Genomic DNA, 16,562 nt, shown 5'->3' on the forward strand with positions numbered 1-16,562 from the left:
TTACCCCGACGATTGGTTGCCTGGAATTGTAGCGGGTTTTAAAGAGTAGGGAGTGGGGAAGGTTATGGCATTCTGCGCGTCGATCGCGATCGCGGTACAACGATGAAGGTACGGCGTTGCCACAATGTCTGGCCTAGACTCAGCAGTGCTAGAGCCTGCTGAGCTCGTTGCAACTGAGGTTCCAAACCCTGATATTGCTCCCGCAAGCGGTGGATACCAGCGTGTTTTTTGTAGATCGCATCGGGTGCACGGTCAAGGACACGATGGACAGCGCGATCGCAAGCTAAAAGCGCGTCAGCGGCTCTTCCCAAACGACGTTTAAACCGCCAAAGCTGCCAGGCTCCATAGCAACAGAGCAACCCAAGCACGACATTGCAGACCAAAACGACTGCCAGCATGAGCGAACATTCCTGTTGTAGTAGCCATCATCAACCTAACATGCAAAAACGGCTGCATTGGCCAGTAAATGAGCTACGAGTAGTAACCATTTTAAGGGGTATTGTAGAGCGTGTTTCCAACGGAAACACTAAGTGAGCGCTGGCTAGCCCAATGATGGTGCTTGGGGTTAGACACAGTAAATATCAACGAATGCAACACGGAATGATCGAACGCTCAATTGAAGGCAATAATCATCTGAGAATGAGGAACCATTATGGTGCAAGCGACTTCAAAGACGCTCTTTGTCAATCCGGCAACTGGTAACGATAGCGGTAACGGAACGCAAGCAGCTCCCTTCAAAACGATCAGCCGCGCGCTTCAGGCGGCTCAAGCAGGTACAGCCATTCAACTGGTGGCAGGCACTTACAGCGCGGCTAGCGGTGAGACCTTTCCTATCAAAATCCCTTCTGGCGTGGCCGTTGTTGGCAGTGAAGCCAATAAGGGCAGCGGCATTTTAATCTCTGGTAGCGGTATTTTTCCTAGTCCCACGTTTGCGAACCAGAATGTCACGTTTCAACTGGCCAATAATGCTCAACTGAAAGGTGTAACAGTAACGAACCCAGAGATTCGCGGCACAGGTGTGTGGGTGGAGTCTAGCAATCCCACGATCGCCAACAACACGTTTACCAACTGCAAACGCGAGGGCGTTTTTGCTACGGGCACCGCCAATCCTTTAGTGACGGGCAACGTGGCGATTCAAAACTCTGCCAGCGGGTTTTCGATTACGCGCAACTCTAAAGGCGAATGGCGACAAAACGTGTGTCGACAAACCGGCTTTGGCATCGCTGTAGGGGATAGTGCTGCGCCGCTTTTGGTTGAAAACCAAATCTCTGAAAATCGCGCTGGTATTGTCATTAACAAGCAATCGAAAGCTGTACTGCGCGGCAATATTGTTCAAAATAATACCGAAACCGGCCTGGTTGTGACTGAAACAGCATTACCCGATCTAGGTAGCAGTCAGGCTCCAGGTGGCAATATTTTTCGGCAAAACGGACAGTTCGATATTCAAAACGGCACGATCCTTACATTAATCTCAGTGGGCAACCAAGTTGACCCAACGAAAGTGCAAGGCGCGATCGACTTTGTGGGCAACGAAATCCCGACGCCTGCACCGTCTCCATCAGGCACTCCAGCCCCAACGCCTGCACCCACGCCAACCCCCACGCCAACGCGCTCAAATCCAACCGGATTTAACGACACAACGGGGCATTGGGCAGAATCCTTTATTCAAGGATTAGTGAGCCGAGGCTTTATCAGCGGTTTCCCAGACGGCACGTTTAAACCTGAAGCACCGATTACCCGCGCTCAGTATGCTGCGGTGATCGCAAAGACCTTTGATTTACCGGCCAAGCAGTCTGCCAAAAACTTTAGTGACGTGCCGCAGAGCTTTTGGGCTGCCGATCTGATTACTAAAGCCAACCAGATGGGCTTTATTTCAGGCTTTCCAGACAATACGTTTCGTCCGAATCAAAACCTGACTCGCGTCCAGTTGATTGTCTCATTGATTAGCGGCCTCGGTCTTACAGGAGGTGTTTTGGATGTGCTGAAGGTGTACAGCGATCGTGCCCAGATTCCCAGCTTCGCCACCGAGAATGTGGCGATCGCGACCCAGCGCCGTATTGTGGTCAACCATCCCAACATCCGGCAACTAGAGCCCATGCGAGATGCCACACGAGCTGAAGTGGTCGCCATCATCTACCAATCGCTTGTCGCCTTAAACCGGGCACCCGCGATCGCGTCTGCATTCATCGTTGCACCCGATGCGCCATTGCCTCTCTTCACCGATATTCAAGGCCATTGGGCAGCCGATTTCATTATCGGCTTGGCGAACCAAAACCTGATTAGCGGGTTTGAGGATGGCAGCTTCAAGCCCGATTTGACTATGAACCGGGCACAGTATGCCGCCATTATTGCCAAAGCCTTCAATCCTCCAGCTAAACGCGCCGCCACGAATTTTGCGGACATTCCCGCCAACTTTTGGGCAAAACCTGCGATCGACCAGGCGTATCAGGGTGGCTTTATTTCGGGCTTTCCCGATAGCACCTTCAAGCCGAACCAAAATGTCTTACGGCTTCAGGTTTGGTTATCGCTGGTTAGCGGTTTAGGCTTACCTGTAGGCGATATGAGTCTGCTCAATGCTTACGACGATCGCAACACGGTGCCACAGAACGCTCAGGATGAAGTGGCTACCGCGACGAAAGCTAAAATTATCGTCAACTTTCCCAACGTCCGGCAACTGAATGCGACCCGTGAAGCAACCCGCGCCGAAGTAGTGGCGATCGTCTATCAGGGGTTAGTCCAGGCAGGACGAGCCGCCGCGATTAATTCACCGTACATTGTTTCTGTGTAGACGGAAAAACCTACCTGGTAGGGGCGTACGGCCGTACGCCCCTACTTTGCGACTGTAACTGTTGCCTTCAGCGCAAAGATTTTTTCTAAAACATCCTCAACGATTTTGTCCGGTGTTGATGCTCCTGACGTGATTCCCACAACAACAGGACCGCTGGGCAACCAATTTGCCGCCACTTCCAAATCACGCTTCAAAGGCTTGTGCTCAATCCGGTTACCGGGACCAATGCGATCGGCACTGTCAATGTGGTAGGAAGGGATGCCGCGCTCGATCGCAATTTCCTGCAAGTGAGTGGTATTGGATGAGTTGTAGCCGCCAATTACCATCATTAAGTCCAGCTTTTCTTCAACTAGTTCAAACATGGCATCCTGACGCTCTTGCGTGGCATCGCAAATCGTATTGAAGCTGAGGAAATGCTGATTGAGCTGATCAGGACCGTATTTTCGCATCATCGTGCGTTCAAACAGTTTGCCCAGTTGCTCGGTTTCGCCTTTCAGCATGGTGGTTTGGTTTGCAATGCCAACTCGGTCTAGATCACGATCGGGATCAAAGCCAGCTGAATGAGCGTGATCAAACTTCGTCATAAACTCATCGCGATCGCCACCGTTGAGAATATAGTTCGCCACATACTCCGCTTCCGCCATATTTAGCACAATCAGGTATTTGCCTGCAAAGGAGCTAGTTGCAACCGTCTCTTCGTGGTTGTATTTGCCGTGGATGATAGAGGTGTAGTCTACCTTTTTATGCTTTTCGACAGTCGTCCAGACTTTCGAGACCCAGGGGCATGTGGTATCCACGATCGTGCAGCCCCGCTCATTCAAAAACTGCATCTCTTGCACGCTGGCTCCAAACGCTGGCAAGATGACCACGTCGCCTCGATCGACCCCCGAAAAATCCTTGTCGCCATCAATGACACCAATGAACTTTACATTCATCTCTCGCAGTCGCTGATTGACCGAAGGATTATGGATAATTTCATTCGTAATCCAGATGCGTTCCGTCGGAAAATGCTGCCGTGTTTCGTAGGCCATCGCGACTGCCCGTTCAACCCCCCAGCAAAAGCCAAAGGCCTCCGCCAACCGAATGGTGACTGCTCCCCGCTGAATGGTGAAGTTGTTGGCACGGATTTGCTGCACTAGGCTGCTCTGATATTCCGATTGCATCTGGTCTGAGACATCAGCTTCGTGCCCAAACCCTTTCCGGTGATAATTCTCTGAACTGTTCAGCGATCGCTTAAAGGCTCGCGTATCCATACCTTGACTTTCCTCTGTTGCAACCACACCCGACATTCGGCTTCCTTTCATCATACGCGTTGGCGCGATCGTGGACTAGAGGTAGCTGAAAGACAGGTGGCAGGAGCCCACACTTTTTCAACCGCCCACATCCCTTGACACAACGTCGACTGCACCTGTAGACATTTCACTAAAACTGTAGACATTTTGCTAGAACTATGCTCCTTCCCAAAAATTCTGCTATCATAATTCCCAAATGTCCCAATTGGTTTTGAACAGAGTAGAAAGGCTTTTTTGCTACTTTCATCGCCATTGGATGTGTCCCTCAAAACTGGGTTGGAGAGAAGCGTGACTATTTACGTTGGTAACCTGTCCTTCCAGGCTACTGAAGATGACCTACGAGAAGTATTCGCAGAATACGGCGAGGTCAGTCGCATTAGCCTTCCTACAGACCGCGAGACAGGTAGAAAGCGAGGGTTTGCCTTCGTTGAGATGAAGGACGAATCGAAAGAAGACCTGGCGATTTCTGAGCTTGATGGTGCTGAATGGCTCGGGCGCGAGTTGAAAGTCAATAAAGCGAAGCCGCGTGAGGATAGTCGTGGTTCTGGAGGCGGTAAAAGTCTTTCTAACAGCCCCTACTAAAAAGACGCCTGAGAAAGTTTTACCCCCTGTAGGGACGCAAAACCTCGCATCCTTAAGGAGACGGAAAAGTAGTGGGTAATCTGTTTGCTGGAAATCGCCTCGGTCTTTTCTTTGGAATTAATCGCTCAATGGCATAGAAACTCTCAACCTTTGCCGATCTTCTGAGAAAGACCTAAAAACGTGCGATCGTCTTTGTGTGTGGGGCGATCGCACGGTTGCTACATCAGCTTGAATGCTGTGTGCCTTATTGCTTTTTGACAGGCACACAGCTAGTCACCAGTTTCAAGTTGCGCTTGATTGACGGTGGTCAAAAAAACAGCCCCAAAAGGGGCTGAAGCCAGAGCAAAAGACTGCTCACTTTAGCAAAATCTAGAAGGCGCTAGGCACCTATTGGAACGAGCCGTAGCACTGACACTGAACCAAGCTTTTTGTTTCATTCACACAGTTTGCAGACGATTCCGTAAAGGATAGGCAACAAGATCAGAACGTTACGTTGACTGTGTGCAATTTCAATGACTCTAGCTTACGCTTGATACGTTTGTGAGGACTCATCCAGTCTGGTCATCTACCTGGGTGATGAGTCTCTCACACTATGATTACTTCTGAGGAAATTTGCGCACCTGGTATTCACCCGCTTCAATAATTTTGTAGGTATCTTGTCCCAGCTGTTGGGCAAAGCGCTTTTCAGTCGCTTCCAGGTCTTTGGCAGGCACGCTTTTCCAGGCTTCACGGCTTGCCCAATGAATGACGAGTACCACAATGTCTGGGCTGTTGGAATCAAGCCAAACCTGTTTGCCAAGATAGCCAGGATACTTGGATAGAGCAGCCGTCCAAATTTCTTCATCCTTCTGAATGTATTTTTCGCGCAGTGTTGGCGCAACCCGAACTTTTAACCACTCGATGACCATAGAAGTAGCGTGAGATGATAGAGAAGGCAAGCGTACTCTAGCGTTGAGCGCTGAAGAATGCAACCACGCTTCTGCAACCACATGATCAACTAACTGTTTGTTGGCGGGCACCCCACTGCACAGAAAAGGCCGCAAATTTGACAGAATAAGGGTGTACTTTGAAGACTCCCCTTTCGCGCCTGCATCCGCTACAACAACCCTTTAGGAAAACCAGCATGGATAATAATAATTGGCTCTCGCAACTGTTGATGCTTGGCGTTGGCACCACGTCCTTAGTTGCAGATAAGGTTAAAGAAGTGAGCGAGCAGCTGGTAAGAGATGGCAAGCTTGACCCAGAGCAAGCCAAGGACGTTGTTGATGACCTGATGCAGACGCTGAAGTCAGAACAGGGTAACTTTGAGTCGCAGGTGCAACGGCAGATTCGCAACATCATGCAAGATGTCGGTGTGCCCCGGCAATCAGAAGTGGATGAGCTACGTGGCCGCATCGATCGCCTCGAACGGCAGCTTCGAGACATTGAAAACAAGCTTTGGCGCTAGAACAGACTGATGCAGACCCGTGCTTTACTGCTAGTGAATCGTCATGCTCGCCGCGGTCAGGCTGATCGGTCCCGCGCGATCGCTCAGCTTCGAGAGGCTGGTTTTGCTTTGATTGAACCACCGAGCCACAGCCCCCATAGCCTCTCGGAGATCATTCGACGCTACGCAAAGCAGGTTGATCTGGTGATCATTGGCGGAGGAGATGGGACGCTCAACGCGGCGATCGATGGCTTGCTTGACACTCAACTACCGCTGGGTATCTTGCCGTTAGGCACCGCAAACGACCTTGCTCGTACCCTTGGTATTCCAACCGCTCTGTCGGATGCCTGCGAAGTCATTAAGAACGGGCGATCGGAGCGCATCGATCTAGGTTGGGTCAACGGGAAGCATTTTTTTAACGTCGCCAGTTTGGGGTTTAGCGTTAAGATTACGCAGCAGCTTAGCCGCGAGGTGAAGCGACGGTGGGGCGTACTTGCCTATGCGATCGCCGCCTGTCAGGGTTTACTAAGATCGGTTCCATTCAGTGCCGAGATTCATGCCAACGGTGAACCGCTACAGGTCAGAATAGTACAAATTGCGATCGGCAATGGGCGCCACTATGGCGGTGGTATGACCGTAGCCGCCGATGCCGCGATCGACGACCAGCGGCTTGATCTCTACAGCCTTGAAATTGAGCACTGGTGGCAAATGATCGCACTACTACCCAATATGCACTCTGGTACCCATAGTTCCTGGTCATTCGTGCGATCGCTATCGAGTCAGGCAATTGAGGTAAAAACGCATCGAAGCCACTCCATCAATACCGATGGTGAAATTACGACCAGCACTCCAGCTTGCTTCCGCGTCATTCCTAAAGCCCTTTCGGTGCTGGTCCCGTAGTCATAGCATGAACCACAGCAGCGCTAAAGCGTTTGTAGACACTAATTTGTTTGCTTTTCCAAGCGTTCAAATTGCTGGAACTGCTGCCAAGCCTGTATAGGCTTGCCTTGCATCAAAGCCGCTACACCACTCAGTGCATAGAGCTCCGGTAGCTTTGCATTCAGCTTGAACCCACTACGAAGCGCTGCTTGCGCCGCTTGCGCACGAAAATCGTAGAGATTGATAAACGCAAGATAGCCGTATGCATAAGGGTTTTGAGCATCAAGCTGCACGACTTGCTGAAGCGAGGCGATCGCATCACCCACTCGGCGCTTCAGTACATTGGCTAGCACCAGCGTGTAAGCAAACTCACGATTCTTCGGTTCTTGCGCTAGACGATAGGCCGTCGCCTGCCTTACCTGGTCAGCATAGTCTTGCGTGGGGTCATATTGATTGATGCGCCCAATCTGGTCGAAGGCGGCCGTTAAGTCCTTGCCACCTTTGGGCAACGCTGTCGATAACGTGCGTAACTGCGTCGCGAGATCTAATTCCGGTGCAGGGTTGGCGGTCGCCTTAGCATCAAGCCGCAGACTTACCGATGGCGTGGCGATCGCAGCCGTTTTGCCAGTCTGTCGATCGAGGTAGGTCGCCTCCAGCGTATACGTTCCAGCAGCAGCGTCTTGAGGCGGCAACATGGCCAAACGCTCCACCACCTGAAAGCGAGATGCCTTGCTTCCAGGCAGCACTTTGGGATGCAACAAGCCCATGCCAATGCCGTGGTCATGCACCCAGCGCCCTGCAGGCTGTCCCTGCTTGTGCCAAGTGAGGAGGACCAAACCCGACTGTAACGACTGCCAATCACCCGACCAACGATAGGTCACTGGAATTGGCTGTCCAGGCGGCACTCGATCAGGCACAATCACCTGATCGAGAGTGATGGGGGGAGTATAAAACAGTTTTGAGTTTTGACTGCTAACCGCTGACCGCTGACCGCTGATCGCTAATTGCCCACTCCCAACAACAGGTGCCACCTCTAACAGTGGAATGCTACGGCGAAAAAGTTTTAACGTGCTGCGATCGGGCAACGCCCAGGTTTTGTGTAGTGTAAAATCGGTGCCCTGTTCCACCGTTTTGACCAGCGCGGCTTGCGCTTCTTGCTGACGAATGGAGCCCTGATCATTCGTTTTGGTCAGAAACCAGGAGACTGAGCGGGCATCTTGCTCCACCTGCGACTTGCGCGTGCCAACCTGACGTCCGTAGACGCGAAAATTCTGCAGATTGCCGTAGTAGTTGATATTGTGCTGGTTAATCTGTCCAGTGGAAGGCAATACGCCAATGGTCGATCGCAGGTAGGGTTGCGCCTGGATGACCGAGGCAATGACTTGGGCATGGGGATAGCCCTCGCCAGTGTACGCAAAGTGCTGGCTGAAGGATTTTTGGGTTGGAGTACTACCAAGGGGTAGCGCTACCAGGTTGTTGAACATCAGCACAAGCGCGAGTCCGATCGTCCCCCACTGCAAGAGTTTCCAGCGCCTGGGCAAGAGCGTCAGGCCGTATGCCAGCAGCAGCGCCACGATCGGCAAATAAGGCACCACATAGCGATCGTCTTTGTTGACATTCAGTGACGACAGCAAATAGCCACCGATGCAGTAAACAAACAACCAGATAAGCGCTGCACGTGACGCACCGTAGACCTGCTGCCGATAGTTTTTTGTCTTCGGCCCAAAGTCGGCTTCGCCCAGACATTGACTGCTCACGCGCGAGCGTCGCCAAAAAAATAAAAAGCCAACTAGCGGCAGCACCAACAGCGGCAGCGAGATCATTTCAGGCAGTACTTTGAGGTAGTACGTCCAGGCATCGAGAGACAGCAGGGAGGGGTCATGTTCCGCGATCGCCGAATCGATGGTTGCTCGCTTGGTTGCTGACAGCATCAGTAGCCAATTAGTGCGATACCAGGGCACCCAGATGAGGGTGGATAGGCAGACTGCCAGCACCAACTGTAAGAGCCGTATCCAGGAGTGCTGCCAGATTGTTTCGATTCCCGCCCACACCAGCGGCACAACTAGGAACAAGAGTGCTGGTTGCTTGACCATCAGCGCTAGACCGAGGGTGATGCCGATCGCGGTGGCTAGCAACCAGTCTGAAAGGCTGAACGCTAAGGGATAAAGGGTAAAATTTGGCGGTTCCTTTCGCCTTAAGCCTTCATCCTTTAGCCTTTCCCCTTTCCCCGTTTCCCTCCATACCGTCAAACAGGTAAAACATAGCGTTACCAGCGATGTGAGTGGAAAATCGAGCAAAAAGTCGAGTCGCACTCGATACAAGCCAGGCATGAGCAAGCACAGCCCTGCGGCCCAACAGGCCACTGGAAGGGTGAAAAGACAGACGCCAATGGTGTAAACCGAGCCGAGTAAGAGGGCGCTGAAGAAAAGGTTGACCAGTGTACTTTGATCAGCGCCAGCACCAAACAGACCAATAAAGGGGGCTGTGGTGATGTAGACAAGGGGTGGAATCTTAGAGGACAACTGCCATAAATGCGTCCACCAATCGCCTGAGAACCACTGGGGCGTCTGTAAAGCCTGCCAATAGTTCAGCACACCCGTTAAATAGTCGGCTTGATCCCAGTTTGGAATGCTGTGGTCTAGCGTGAACCAGAGCCGATCGCCGATCGCCCCTACTAGCCAAATTGACCCTAAAACAGGCAAACCCCTCACCCATGGTCGCCGTTTGCTTTCGATCACCGTCCAGTCTGGCTCGTTAACAGCTTTTTCATCTTGACATGGGGAATCCCCGCCTCAAAAAAAATTTCGCCCTCTGGCTTAAACCCTAGTCGCTGGTAAAAATCTCGTACAGCCTCTTGAGCGTGAATGCAGACTTCAGCAACGTGTGCTTTCCTTAAAAAGGCTAGCGCTTCGATCATGATGCGTTTGCCAATACCAAACCCTCGTGCTGATTTAAGCACGGCAACGCGCTCAACTTTAGCCGTGTTGTGGTCAAGCTTGCGGATTCTCGCCGTACCGACTGGTTGACCATCCAGATACGCTAACAGGTGATCGGCTGCCCCATCGTGACCATCAAACTCCAGTTCAGCGGCAACGCCCTGCTCAATCTGGAAAACAACAGACCGAATGTGCTGAATCGCCGGAAAGTCGAGCGAAAAATCTGCAATTTTGATCACCAAATTGTCCATAATGACTGCTACCAGCGATCGCCGATCACTCAATGTGAGCCTCAAGCGTGGAAACGTGTTGAAAACCCATGGCAGAGAGTATAACGGATGATCGATAGTGCCGTCTTCACAAAACTGTACCTTGCTTTGACAGGGGTCGCTGGAAAAACTGGAATGATCACATCATCACGTCCAGGATGATTGAGGTTTAGTAGTTTCAGCCTTCAAATTCCGTCAGGGAATGGTATCACGCGAGGAGAGAACATTGGTAGAAGAACGTGCTTTTTGGTTTGCCTGGTCACAGCTTAGTGGCATTGGTCCCGTTTTGCTCAGGCGATTGCAGAAGCACTTTGGCTCTTTGGTCACCGCATGGGAAGCCAGCACTTCGGCGTTGGTGGAGGTGGAAGGCGTTGGCACTCAAACGGCAGACACAATTGTGGCAGAGCGGCAAAAGCTTGAGCCAGCAGCACTCTTAGAACAACATGAGCGCGAGAATCCCAACTTTTGGACACCTGCCGATGCTGCCTATCCTCGCCTGTTGCTGGAGACGCCTGACCCACCCTCGCTACTGTATTATCGAGGCACCGTTGACTTGCTGGAAAATCAGGGTACAACGCCAACGGTGGCGATCGTCGGCACTCGCGATCCCTCTGACTATGGTAGGCGCTGGACTCGCCGCTTGACGACAACGCTGGCACAGAGCGGTTTCACCGTTGTTTCTGGGCTCGCAGAAGGCATTGATACAGAAGTACATCGCAGTTGTATCAGCTTGAACGGTCGTACTCTGGCGGTTTTGGGCACGGGTGTTGATGTCGTGTATCCCTGGTCAAATCGTCATTTACATCAGCAGGTGATTGAGCATGGTCTCTTGCTGAGCGAGTACCCTGCTGGGACGCAGCCCGATCGTACTCATTTTCCTCGCCGCAATCGCATCATTGCTGGGCTCAGCCGTGCCACGATCGTGATGGAAGCCCCCATGCGATCGGGCGCACTCATTACGGCACACATGGCGAATGACTATGGTCGCGATGTCTATGTGTTGCCGGGTAGTTTGGATAATCCCAAGGCGAGCGGCTGCCTCCAGCTTCTCAACAAAGGTGCGCAAGTCATTCTCAGCGAAGCAAACCTACTCGAAATGTTGGGCAGCCTGCCGCAACTTGTACCACCCACACCAACCCAGCAAACTCAACTCCCGCTCAACCTGGAACCCGAATTAGAGAAAGTCCTACAAATTCTGACGAATTTCTCTCAGGAAAACGAGGCTGAAGCCTTACCCTTTGATTTCATCGTGCAGCAAACTCAACTTCAGGCAGGGTCTGTTTCCAGTGCACTGCTGCAGCTTGAACTCATGGGCTTAGTCTCCCAACAACCCGGTATGCGCTATCAGCGACAGTAGAAATGTAGGCTTTACGCCGATCGCGTCATCGTCGAGGGCGATCGCCAGAGTTGTTCTAAGCGACTGGCTGGCATCGTCAGGTACAACACATCGCCAGCGCTCAGGCAGACGTTGAGTAAATCCCAACCGTGAATGGTTTGACTATGGGTTTCCATGTAAAGCGGTACAAAATCAGCAGCGATCGCAGCATCCTGTACACGCTTGCCACAAAACGGATGCCCAGCCGTAATTAACGTTGCCAACGCGACCCAGAGGCTATCAGCGGTCATGCCATTGCCGAGAATACGTCCGCCCAAGGCAGCCGCCGCAAACGCTGGAGCGACCAGTTCCGCAGGGCTGAACACGGCGTCAAACTCAAACACCAATTGCGCCATCCAGGCAAACTCTGGATCTTGGTAGCGCACAATCACTGAAGTCTTTGGGTTGAGACTTTTGGCATTCAAGGAAATTTCTAGATTCACCGTATCATTGCTAGTCACCGCTAGTAGTGACTGAGCTTGCTCAAAATTCGCGGCTTTTAGAGTCGCGGGCATGGTTGCATCCCCTTGAATGACGGGAATTTTCATCGCCCGTACCGTGCTGAGAAAGCGGCAGTTGGGGTCTTGTTCAATGACCACTACTTCATGCCCACAGCTATGGAGGTGGCTAACAATTTGTACCCCCACACCACCCAGCCCACAAACGACGAAATGATGGCGACGGGGCACACGGGCAGCGTCCCAAAAGCGATCGAACCGGGTGCCCAGGACAAAATCATTCAGCAGTGCGTAGGAAATACCAATGATGGCCGCGCCTACCAGCATGGTGATCACGGTGAAGAGCTTTAGATCGTCGGGAGCCCGTTCCAACCCAATGTCATTGCCGCCAGCGCCAGTGATAATCCCAACGGAGAAATAGAGCGCGTCAATCGGATTGATGTGCAGGACAGACGAGGTGTAGGTCGCCGTGCTAATTAGAATCATTACCAGCAGCAACAGCGCGCCAGCTAGCAGTGCCCGACTGTGTTCCCGCAGATATTTCAGCCCCAGCGCCAATCTCGCGATTTTTCGCATGAGCGAATGCTGAGCCGTACGCACGCTTGGCCTGGTACCAATAATGAGCCGATCGCCCGCTTGAAGACAGTAACCGCGGCTGATCGCCGAAACTAAATCCACCTTGCTATCCACGGGCAAGTAATAGATCAACATGCGATCGCGGTCTTCCCACAGGTTACTCAGCTTTCTTCCCAGCCAGGGATGAGCGTCCTCAATGTACTCTTCATGAATCGGCCAGGTTTGTTTGAAGAGACGCAGTTGCCCGATCGCCGCATTACCCAGTGCTGCGAAAACAAAAATGGGCGCTGCCAGAGACGCCACACTCATGCTGATGTGATCAGGCAAGGTCGTGTCGAGACGATCGCCAAGGCTAGTGTTGAAGAGCCGATTGATAATGCGAATACGGGGATTAAGCACCCGCGCTTGCATTAAAACAGCCAAATTTAAGCCATCGTCGCTATCCGTCAACACCAGCGTTTGGGCGTCTCGAATACCCGCTTGCATCAGAGTTGCAGCAGATTGAGCATCGCCAACGATAATCTGTTCTTTCTCGTTGGCAAGCGGGCGGTTGTGAATCCCCACAACATGTGCTCCCTGTTGCCTGAGTAAACAGAGAATTTTGTACCCAGTTGAACCCAAACCACAAACAATAATGTGCGGTTTCATGCTTGAAAATGCCGATCGGGCATCGAACAGTCGGGATTAATCCTTCATTGTCGATCGCGGCTGTCGTCCGGACTGTAGCTGAAAACACCGTTAACATAAGAGGAAGAAGGAAATGGGGAGTAGGAAGTGGGGATCAGTTAAGTTCTCACTGCTGACCACTGACTGCTGACCACTAGCTACTGACTACTCACCACTGACCGTTAACTCCTAGCTATTGACTCCTGCATTCTTATCTAAGCTATGACTTACTACGTTATTTACGACGGCAACTGCAATCTTTGCGCAACGTTGGTTCAGCTTTTAGAGCGTTTAGACAAGGGCGAGCAGTTTCAGTACATCCCCATGCAAGACAAGCCAGCGCTAAGCCAGTTTGGTATTACGCCTCAAGATTGTGAGCAGGGCATGCTTTTAATCAACGCGGCAGCCCCAGAGCAACGCTGGCAAGGCAGTGATGCTGCAGAAGAAATTGGCCGCTTGCTGCCGCTGGGTCATGTCTTCGTCTCGGCCTACCGCGCCTTGCCAGGAGTCAAGTGGACGGGCGATCGTGCCTATGCGCAAATCCGCGACAACCGCTACACTCTCTTTGGCAAGCGCGATCGCACCTACCAACCGCTGTACCCTGCGGCTTGCGTCTCCAATGATTGTCGCTTGTAAGATGATTGAGCTATAACAGTGCTTGAGCGATCGTGGCTAGGGACGGTGCTTTTTAAAGCACCAAGCTTCCTTTAGACTGCCGGCACAATATATTAGCTTGACTGCTAAAAATATCCGGATTTCCGCAGTGAACTTTGAAAACTGATGGCATGTGAATGAGTTATGTACTAACTCATACATATGTGATACGTAGGGTGCATTGGTTTTTTAGTGGATTTGGCGTGCTAAAACGAGTCAGTGCTTTGGTTTGATCTGACCTTAACCGGGTTAGACCACTTTGCCAAAGCGATGAAAGGACGATTGCAGCAGGTCAAAGGTCTCACTTGATACTTGTGCAGTACCCTATGGATTGGAAGAGAGATGGCAAAGAAGTGGGCGATCGTGGTTGGCATCGATCAGTACAAGCGTCTGCAACCTCTTCGTTTTGCAGAACGCGATGCCAAAGCAATCCGAGCGTTTCTTTTGAACGATGCTGGCTTTGATCAGGTTTATTACTTTTCTGATCATGCTCCCGAAATTGTGCTGGAAGGCGTCTCTATTTCCACGCAGCCAACGGTTGCCAATCTACGGCGATTTCTTGAGCTGCGGTTTGCGGCCCCCTTTCTCAAGCAGGGCGATACGCTCTGGTTTTTCTTCAGTGGGTATGGGTTGCAGTATGCCAATGCCGATTATCTGCTGCCCAGCGATGTCGAACCGGAAGCGGCAGAAACAACGGCCATTACAATGGATGCGCTAGCAGACTGCCTGAGCCGTAGTGGCACTGAGCAGATCGTTTTATTTTTAGATGCTTGTCGTACTGAAGATCAGAAGTTTGGGCAGGGTTTTGGTACTGACCCTAATGGTGTTATTACCCTCTTCTCCACGGCTTTTGGTGAGACAGCGCAAGAACTTGAGGCAGTCCAGCTGGGTGCCTTTGCCCATGTGCTGCTAGAAGGGTTGCAGGTGAAGGGTCGTAAACCGGATGCAACGGTAGCGGAACTGTTTCAGTATTTGTACAATCGCCTGCCACAGGTCAATCTGAGCCACAGTCAACCATCCCAATCGCCTCGTCTTAGCGTCAATGCACCGATACGACCAGAGGCTATGCTGTTGCCGCAAACGATCGATCCGGTCACAGTTCGTGCCGGTAAGCAAAAGCCTGCTATGGCCAAAGCTGAGCCGAACCATTTAGAGTCAAATATTGCTCCGGCGATTGACCTTGCGGCGCAACAGTCCAATAAGGTTTTACCCAGCAAAGTTTTGCAGGCAGTTGCAGCGAGTCTCGTCACGCTGGCCATCGGGCTTGCAGGTATTACCCTTTATCAAGTGGTGTCACCGTACCTAACGACGCCCCAGCGATGGGATGAACTATGGGCTGGAACATGGTCTAAAACAACCCCATCACCATCATTGCCACCGGTTCCATCGCCCAATACTTTTAGCATTAAAAATAACTTTTACCAACGCCTTCCTCGCATCGGACGATATGCTGCTATCGTCTCGCTGTTCAACCAGTCTTACCGCGAAATTAGTAGTATGAATGGGCGTTTTTGTATTAAATTGGTCAACGCTCCCACCAAGCCGTCTGGTTATCAGCAGATCACGGTGAGCACGCTCTCCTTCCGTGATAATGGCGTTTATATTGATGCCACGCAGGAGCAGCTCAAGATTGATGGCACGTTTACAGAAGTGACTGATCGCAAAAGCACCTGGCAGTGGGCCAAAAACGACGTCGATCGCTCAGGACTGGTCGCCGAGTGTCTAGTCTCAACCACACCTTATGTGCGCGAAGTGAAAGGGCTGACTAAAAAATAACGAGTCAGCCTTGTGAGCGGTGCTGCTTACGGTAACCACGGATATTGACGAAAATCGGGTGATCGTTTTTCTAGGAATGCCTGTTTGCCTTCTGCACCTTCCTCACTCATGTAGTAGAGTAGCGTGGCATTGCCAGCCAATTCTTGTAAGCCAGCCTGACCATCGCAGTCGGCGTTGAAGGCAGCTTTCAAACAGCGAATGGCGATCGGGCTTTTCTCTAAAATTTCTTGTGCCCATTGAATGCCCTCTGCCTCAAGCTGCTCCACTGGCACCACACAGTTAACCAAACCCATTTCTAGCGCTTGCGTGGCTGAATATTGGCGACAGAGGTACCAAATTTCGCGTGCCTTTTTCTGCCCGACAATGCGTGATAGATAGCTGGCACCAAACCCGCCGTCAAAGCTGCCCACTTTAGGGCCTGTCTGCCCAAAAACCGCGTTATCCGCTGCAATGGTGAGATCGCAAAGAATGTGGAGCACGTGACCACCCCCGATCGCATACCCTGCAACCAGTGCAATAATCACTTTGGGCATCGATCGCATCAACCGCTGCAAATCCAGCACATTCAGGCGTGGCACACCGTCTTCGCCAACGTAGCCTGCATGACCGCGCACACTCTGGTCGCCACCCGCACAAAAGGCATACTTGCCATCCGTATGTGGCCCCGCTCCCGTCAGCAAAATGACTCCAATCCGGGTATCTTCGCGAGCATTCGCAAACGCATCATAAAGCTCAAACACCGTTTTAGGACGGAACGCATTGCGTTTATGGGGACGGTTGATGGTGATTTTGGCAATCCCATCGGCTTTGTGATAGAGGATGTCTTCGTAGGTTTTGACGCTTTGCCAATCAATTTGCATGAGGAAGGTTTGAGTTTTGAGTTGG

14 protein-coding genes are annotated in these 16,562 nt (G+C 51.7%); 7 read left to right on the top strand and 7 right to left on the bottom strand.

The window, feature by feature from the left end:
* Positions 1 to 62: 62 nt before the first annotated feature.
* Positions 63 to 398 (bottom strand): hypothetical protein, encoded by a 336-nt coding sequence (locus C7B82_RS21450; RefSeq protein ID WP_106258449.1) that lies wholly within the window; start codon positions 396 to 398, stop codon positions 63 to 65.
* 254 nt (positions 399 to 652) lie between these two features.
* Between C7B82_RS21450 and C7B82_RS34385 the strand changes: the two genes are divergently transcribed.
* The gene (locus C7B82_RS34385) at positions 653 to 2,788 is read left to right on the top strand and encodes an S-layer homology domain-containing protein (RefSeq protein WP_106258451.1); all 2,136 of its coding nucleotides are present in this window, start codon (positions 653 to 655) and stop codon (positions 2,786 to 2,788) included.
* A 41-nt stretch (positions 2,789 to 2,829) separates the two neighbouring features.
* Here the strand turns inward: C7B82_RS34385 and C7B82_RS21460 are convergent, their stop codons facing one another.
* Positions 2,830 to 4,092 (bottom strand): 4-hydroxy-3-methylbut-2-enyl diphosphate reductase, encoded by a 1,263-nt coding sequence (locus C7B82_RS21460; RefSeq protein WP_425443648.1) that lies wholly within the window; start codon positions 4,090 to 4,092, stop codon positions 2,830 to 2,832.
* 276 nt (positions 4,093 to 4,368) lie between these two features.
* On the opposite strand from C7B82_RS21460, the gene C7B82_RS21465 reads away from it, so the two are divergent.
* Positions 4,369 to 4,662 (top strand): RNA recognition motif domain-containing protein, encoded by a 294-nt coding sequence (locus C7B82_RS21465; protein ID WP_106258493.1) that lies wholly within the window; start codon positions 4,369 to 4,371, stop codon positions 4,660 to 4,662.
* Between the two features lie 596 nt (positions 4,663 to 5,258).
* On the opposite strand, the gene C7B82_RS21470 is transcribed toward C7B82_RS21465, so the two are convergent.
* On the bottom strand, positions 5,259 to 5,570 hold the full coding sequence (locus C7B82_RS21470) for a TIGR03792 family protein (protein ID WP_106258453.1): 312 nt from the start codon (positions 5,568 to 5,570) through the stop codon (positions 5,259 to 5,261).
* 215 nt (positions 5,571 to 5,785) lie between these two features.
* Here C7B82_RS21470 and C7B82_RS21475 point away from each other — a divergent pair, with 215 nt between their 5' ends.
* A complete protein-coding gene (locus C7B82_RS21475; RefSeq protein WP_106258454.1) occupies positions 5,786 to 6,109 on the top strand; it encodes a phasin family protein in 324 nt (107 codons plus the stop codon).
* A gap of 9 nt (positions 6,110 to 6,118) precedes the next feature.
* Positions 6,119 to 6,988 (top strand): lipid kinase, encoded by an 870-nt coding sequence (locus C7B82_RS21480; RefSeq protein ID WP_106258456.1) that lies wholly within the window; start codon positions 6,119 to 6,121, stop codon positions 6,986 to 6,988.
* A 41-nt stretch (positions 6,989 to 7,029) separates the two neighbouring features.
* Here C7B82_RS21480 and C7B82_RS21485 read toward each other — a convergent pair whose 3' ends face one another.
* Together C7B82_RS21485 and C7B82_RS21490 are read right to left on the bottom strand one after the other, a co-directional pair.
* On the bottom strand, positions 7,030 to 9,669 hold the full coding sequence (locus C7B82_RS21485) for a phospholipid carrier-dependent glycosyltransferase (protein WP_422632145.1): 2,640 nt from the start codon (positions 9,667 to 9,669) through the stop codon (positions 7,030 to 7,032).
* A 32-nt stretch (positions 9,670 to 9,701) separates the two neighbouring features.
* The gene (locus C7B82_RS21490; protein WP_245940031.1) at positions 9,702 to 10,199 is read right to left on the bottom strand and encodes a GNAT family N-acetyltransferase; all 498 of its coding nucleotides are present in this window, start codon (positions 10,197 to 10,199) and stop codon (positions 9,702 to 9,704) included.
* A 199-nt stretch (positions 10,200 to 10,398) separates the two neighbouring features.
* On the opposite strand from C7B82_RS21490, the gene dprA reads away from it, so the two are divergent.
* Positions 10,399 to 11,529, top strand: a complete 1,131-nt coding sequence (gene dprA, locus C7B82_RS21495; protein WP_106258496.1) for a DNA-processing protein DprA — start codon at positions 10,399 to 10,401, stop codon at positions 11,527 to 11,529.
* 11 nt (positions 11,530 to 11,540) lie between these two features.
* On the opposite strand, the gene C7B82_RS21500 is transcribed toward dprA, so the two are convergent.
* Entirely contained in the window at positions 11,541 to 13,229 is a 1,689-nt protein-coding gene (locus C7B82_RS21500) for a potassium channel family protein (protein ID WP_106258459.1), read from the bottom strand.
* Positions 13,230 to 13,469: 240 nt separating this feature from the next.
* Between C7B82_RS21500 and C7B82_RS21505 the strand changes: the two genes are divergently transcribed.
* Together C7B82_RS21505 and C7B82_RS21510 are read left to right on the top strand one after the other, a co-directional pair.
* On the top strand, positions 13,470 to 13,883 hold the full coding sequence (locus C7B82_RS21505; RefSeq protein ID WP_106258460.1) for a thiol-disulfide oxidoreductase DCC family protein: 414 nt from the start codon (positions 13,470 to 13,472) through the stop codon (positions 13,881 to 13,883).
* Between the two features lie 360 nt (positions 13,884 to 14,243).
* Entirely contained in the window at positions 14,244 to 15,677 is a 1,434-nt protein-coding gene (locus tag C7B82_RS21510; RefSeq protein WP_106258462.1) for a caspase family protein, read from the top strand.
* A 26-nt stretch (positions 15,678 to 15,703) separates the two neighbouring features.
* Here C7B82_RS21510 and menB read toward each other — a convergent pair whose 3' ends face one another.
* On the bottom strand, positions 15,704 to 16,537 hold the full coding sequence (gene menB / locus C7B82_RS21515) for a 1,4-dihydroxy-2-naphthoyl-CoA synthase (protein WP_106258463.1): 834 nt from the start codon (positions 16,535 to 16,537) through the stop codon (positions 15,704 to 15,706).
* Positions 16,538 to 16,562: the final 25 nt, after the last annotated feature.

The sequence above is a fragment of the Stenomitos frigidus ULC18 genome, assembly GCF_003003795.1.
GTDB classification, from domain to species: domain Bacteria; phylum Cyanobacteriota; class Cyanobacteriia; order Leptolyngbyales; family Leptolyngbyaceae; genus Stenomitos; species Stenomitos frigidus_A.

Excerpts from the sequence above, each read along its gene's own strand:
- C7B82_RS21450 (WP_106258449.1), bottom strand. The coding sequence starts at position 398 with ATGCTGGCAGTCGTTTTGGTCTGCAATGTCGTGCTTGGGTTGCTCTGT.
- C7B82_RS34385 (WP_106258451.1), top strand. The coding sequence starts at position 653 with ATGGTGCAAGCGACTTCAAAGACGCTCTTTGTCAATCCGGCAACTGGT.
- C7B82_RS21460 (WP_425443648.1), bottom strand. The coding sequence starts at position 4,092 with ATGAAAGGAAGCCGAATGTCGGGTGTGGTTGCAACAGAGGAAAGTCAA.
- C7B82_RS21470 (WP_106258453.1), bottom strand. The coding sequence starts at position 5,570 with ATGGTCATCGAGTGGTTAAAAGTTCGGGTTGCGCCAACACTGCGCGAA.
- C7B82_RS21475 (WP_106258454.1), top strand. The coding sequence starts at position 5,786 with ATGGATAATAATAATTGGCTCTCGCAACTGTTGATGCTTGGCGTTGGC.
- C7B82_RS21480 (WP_106258456.1), top strand. The coding sequence starts at position 6,119 with ATGCAGACCCGTGCTTTACTGCTAGTGAATCGTCATGCTCGCCGCGGT.
- C7B82_RS21500 (WP_106258459.1), bottom strand. The coding sequence starts at position 13,229 with ATGAAACCGCACATTATTGTTTGTGGTTTGGGTTCAACTGGGTACAAA.
- C7B82_RS21505 (WP_106258460.1), top strand. The coding sequence starts at position 13,470 with ATGACTTACTACGTTATTTACGACGGCAACTGCAATCTTTGCGCAACG.
- C7B82_RS21510 (WP_106258462.1), top strand. The coding sequence starts at position 14,244 with ATGGCAAAGAAGTGGGCGATCGTGGTTGGCATCGATCAGTACAAGCGT.
- menB (WP_106258463.1), bottom strand. The coding sequence starts at position 16,537 with ATGCAAATTGATTGGCAAAGCGTCAAAACCTACGAAGACATCCTCTAT.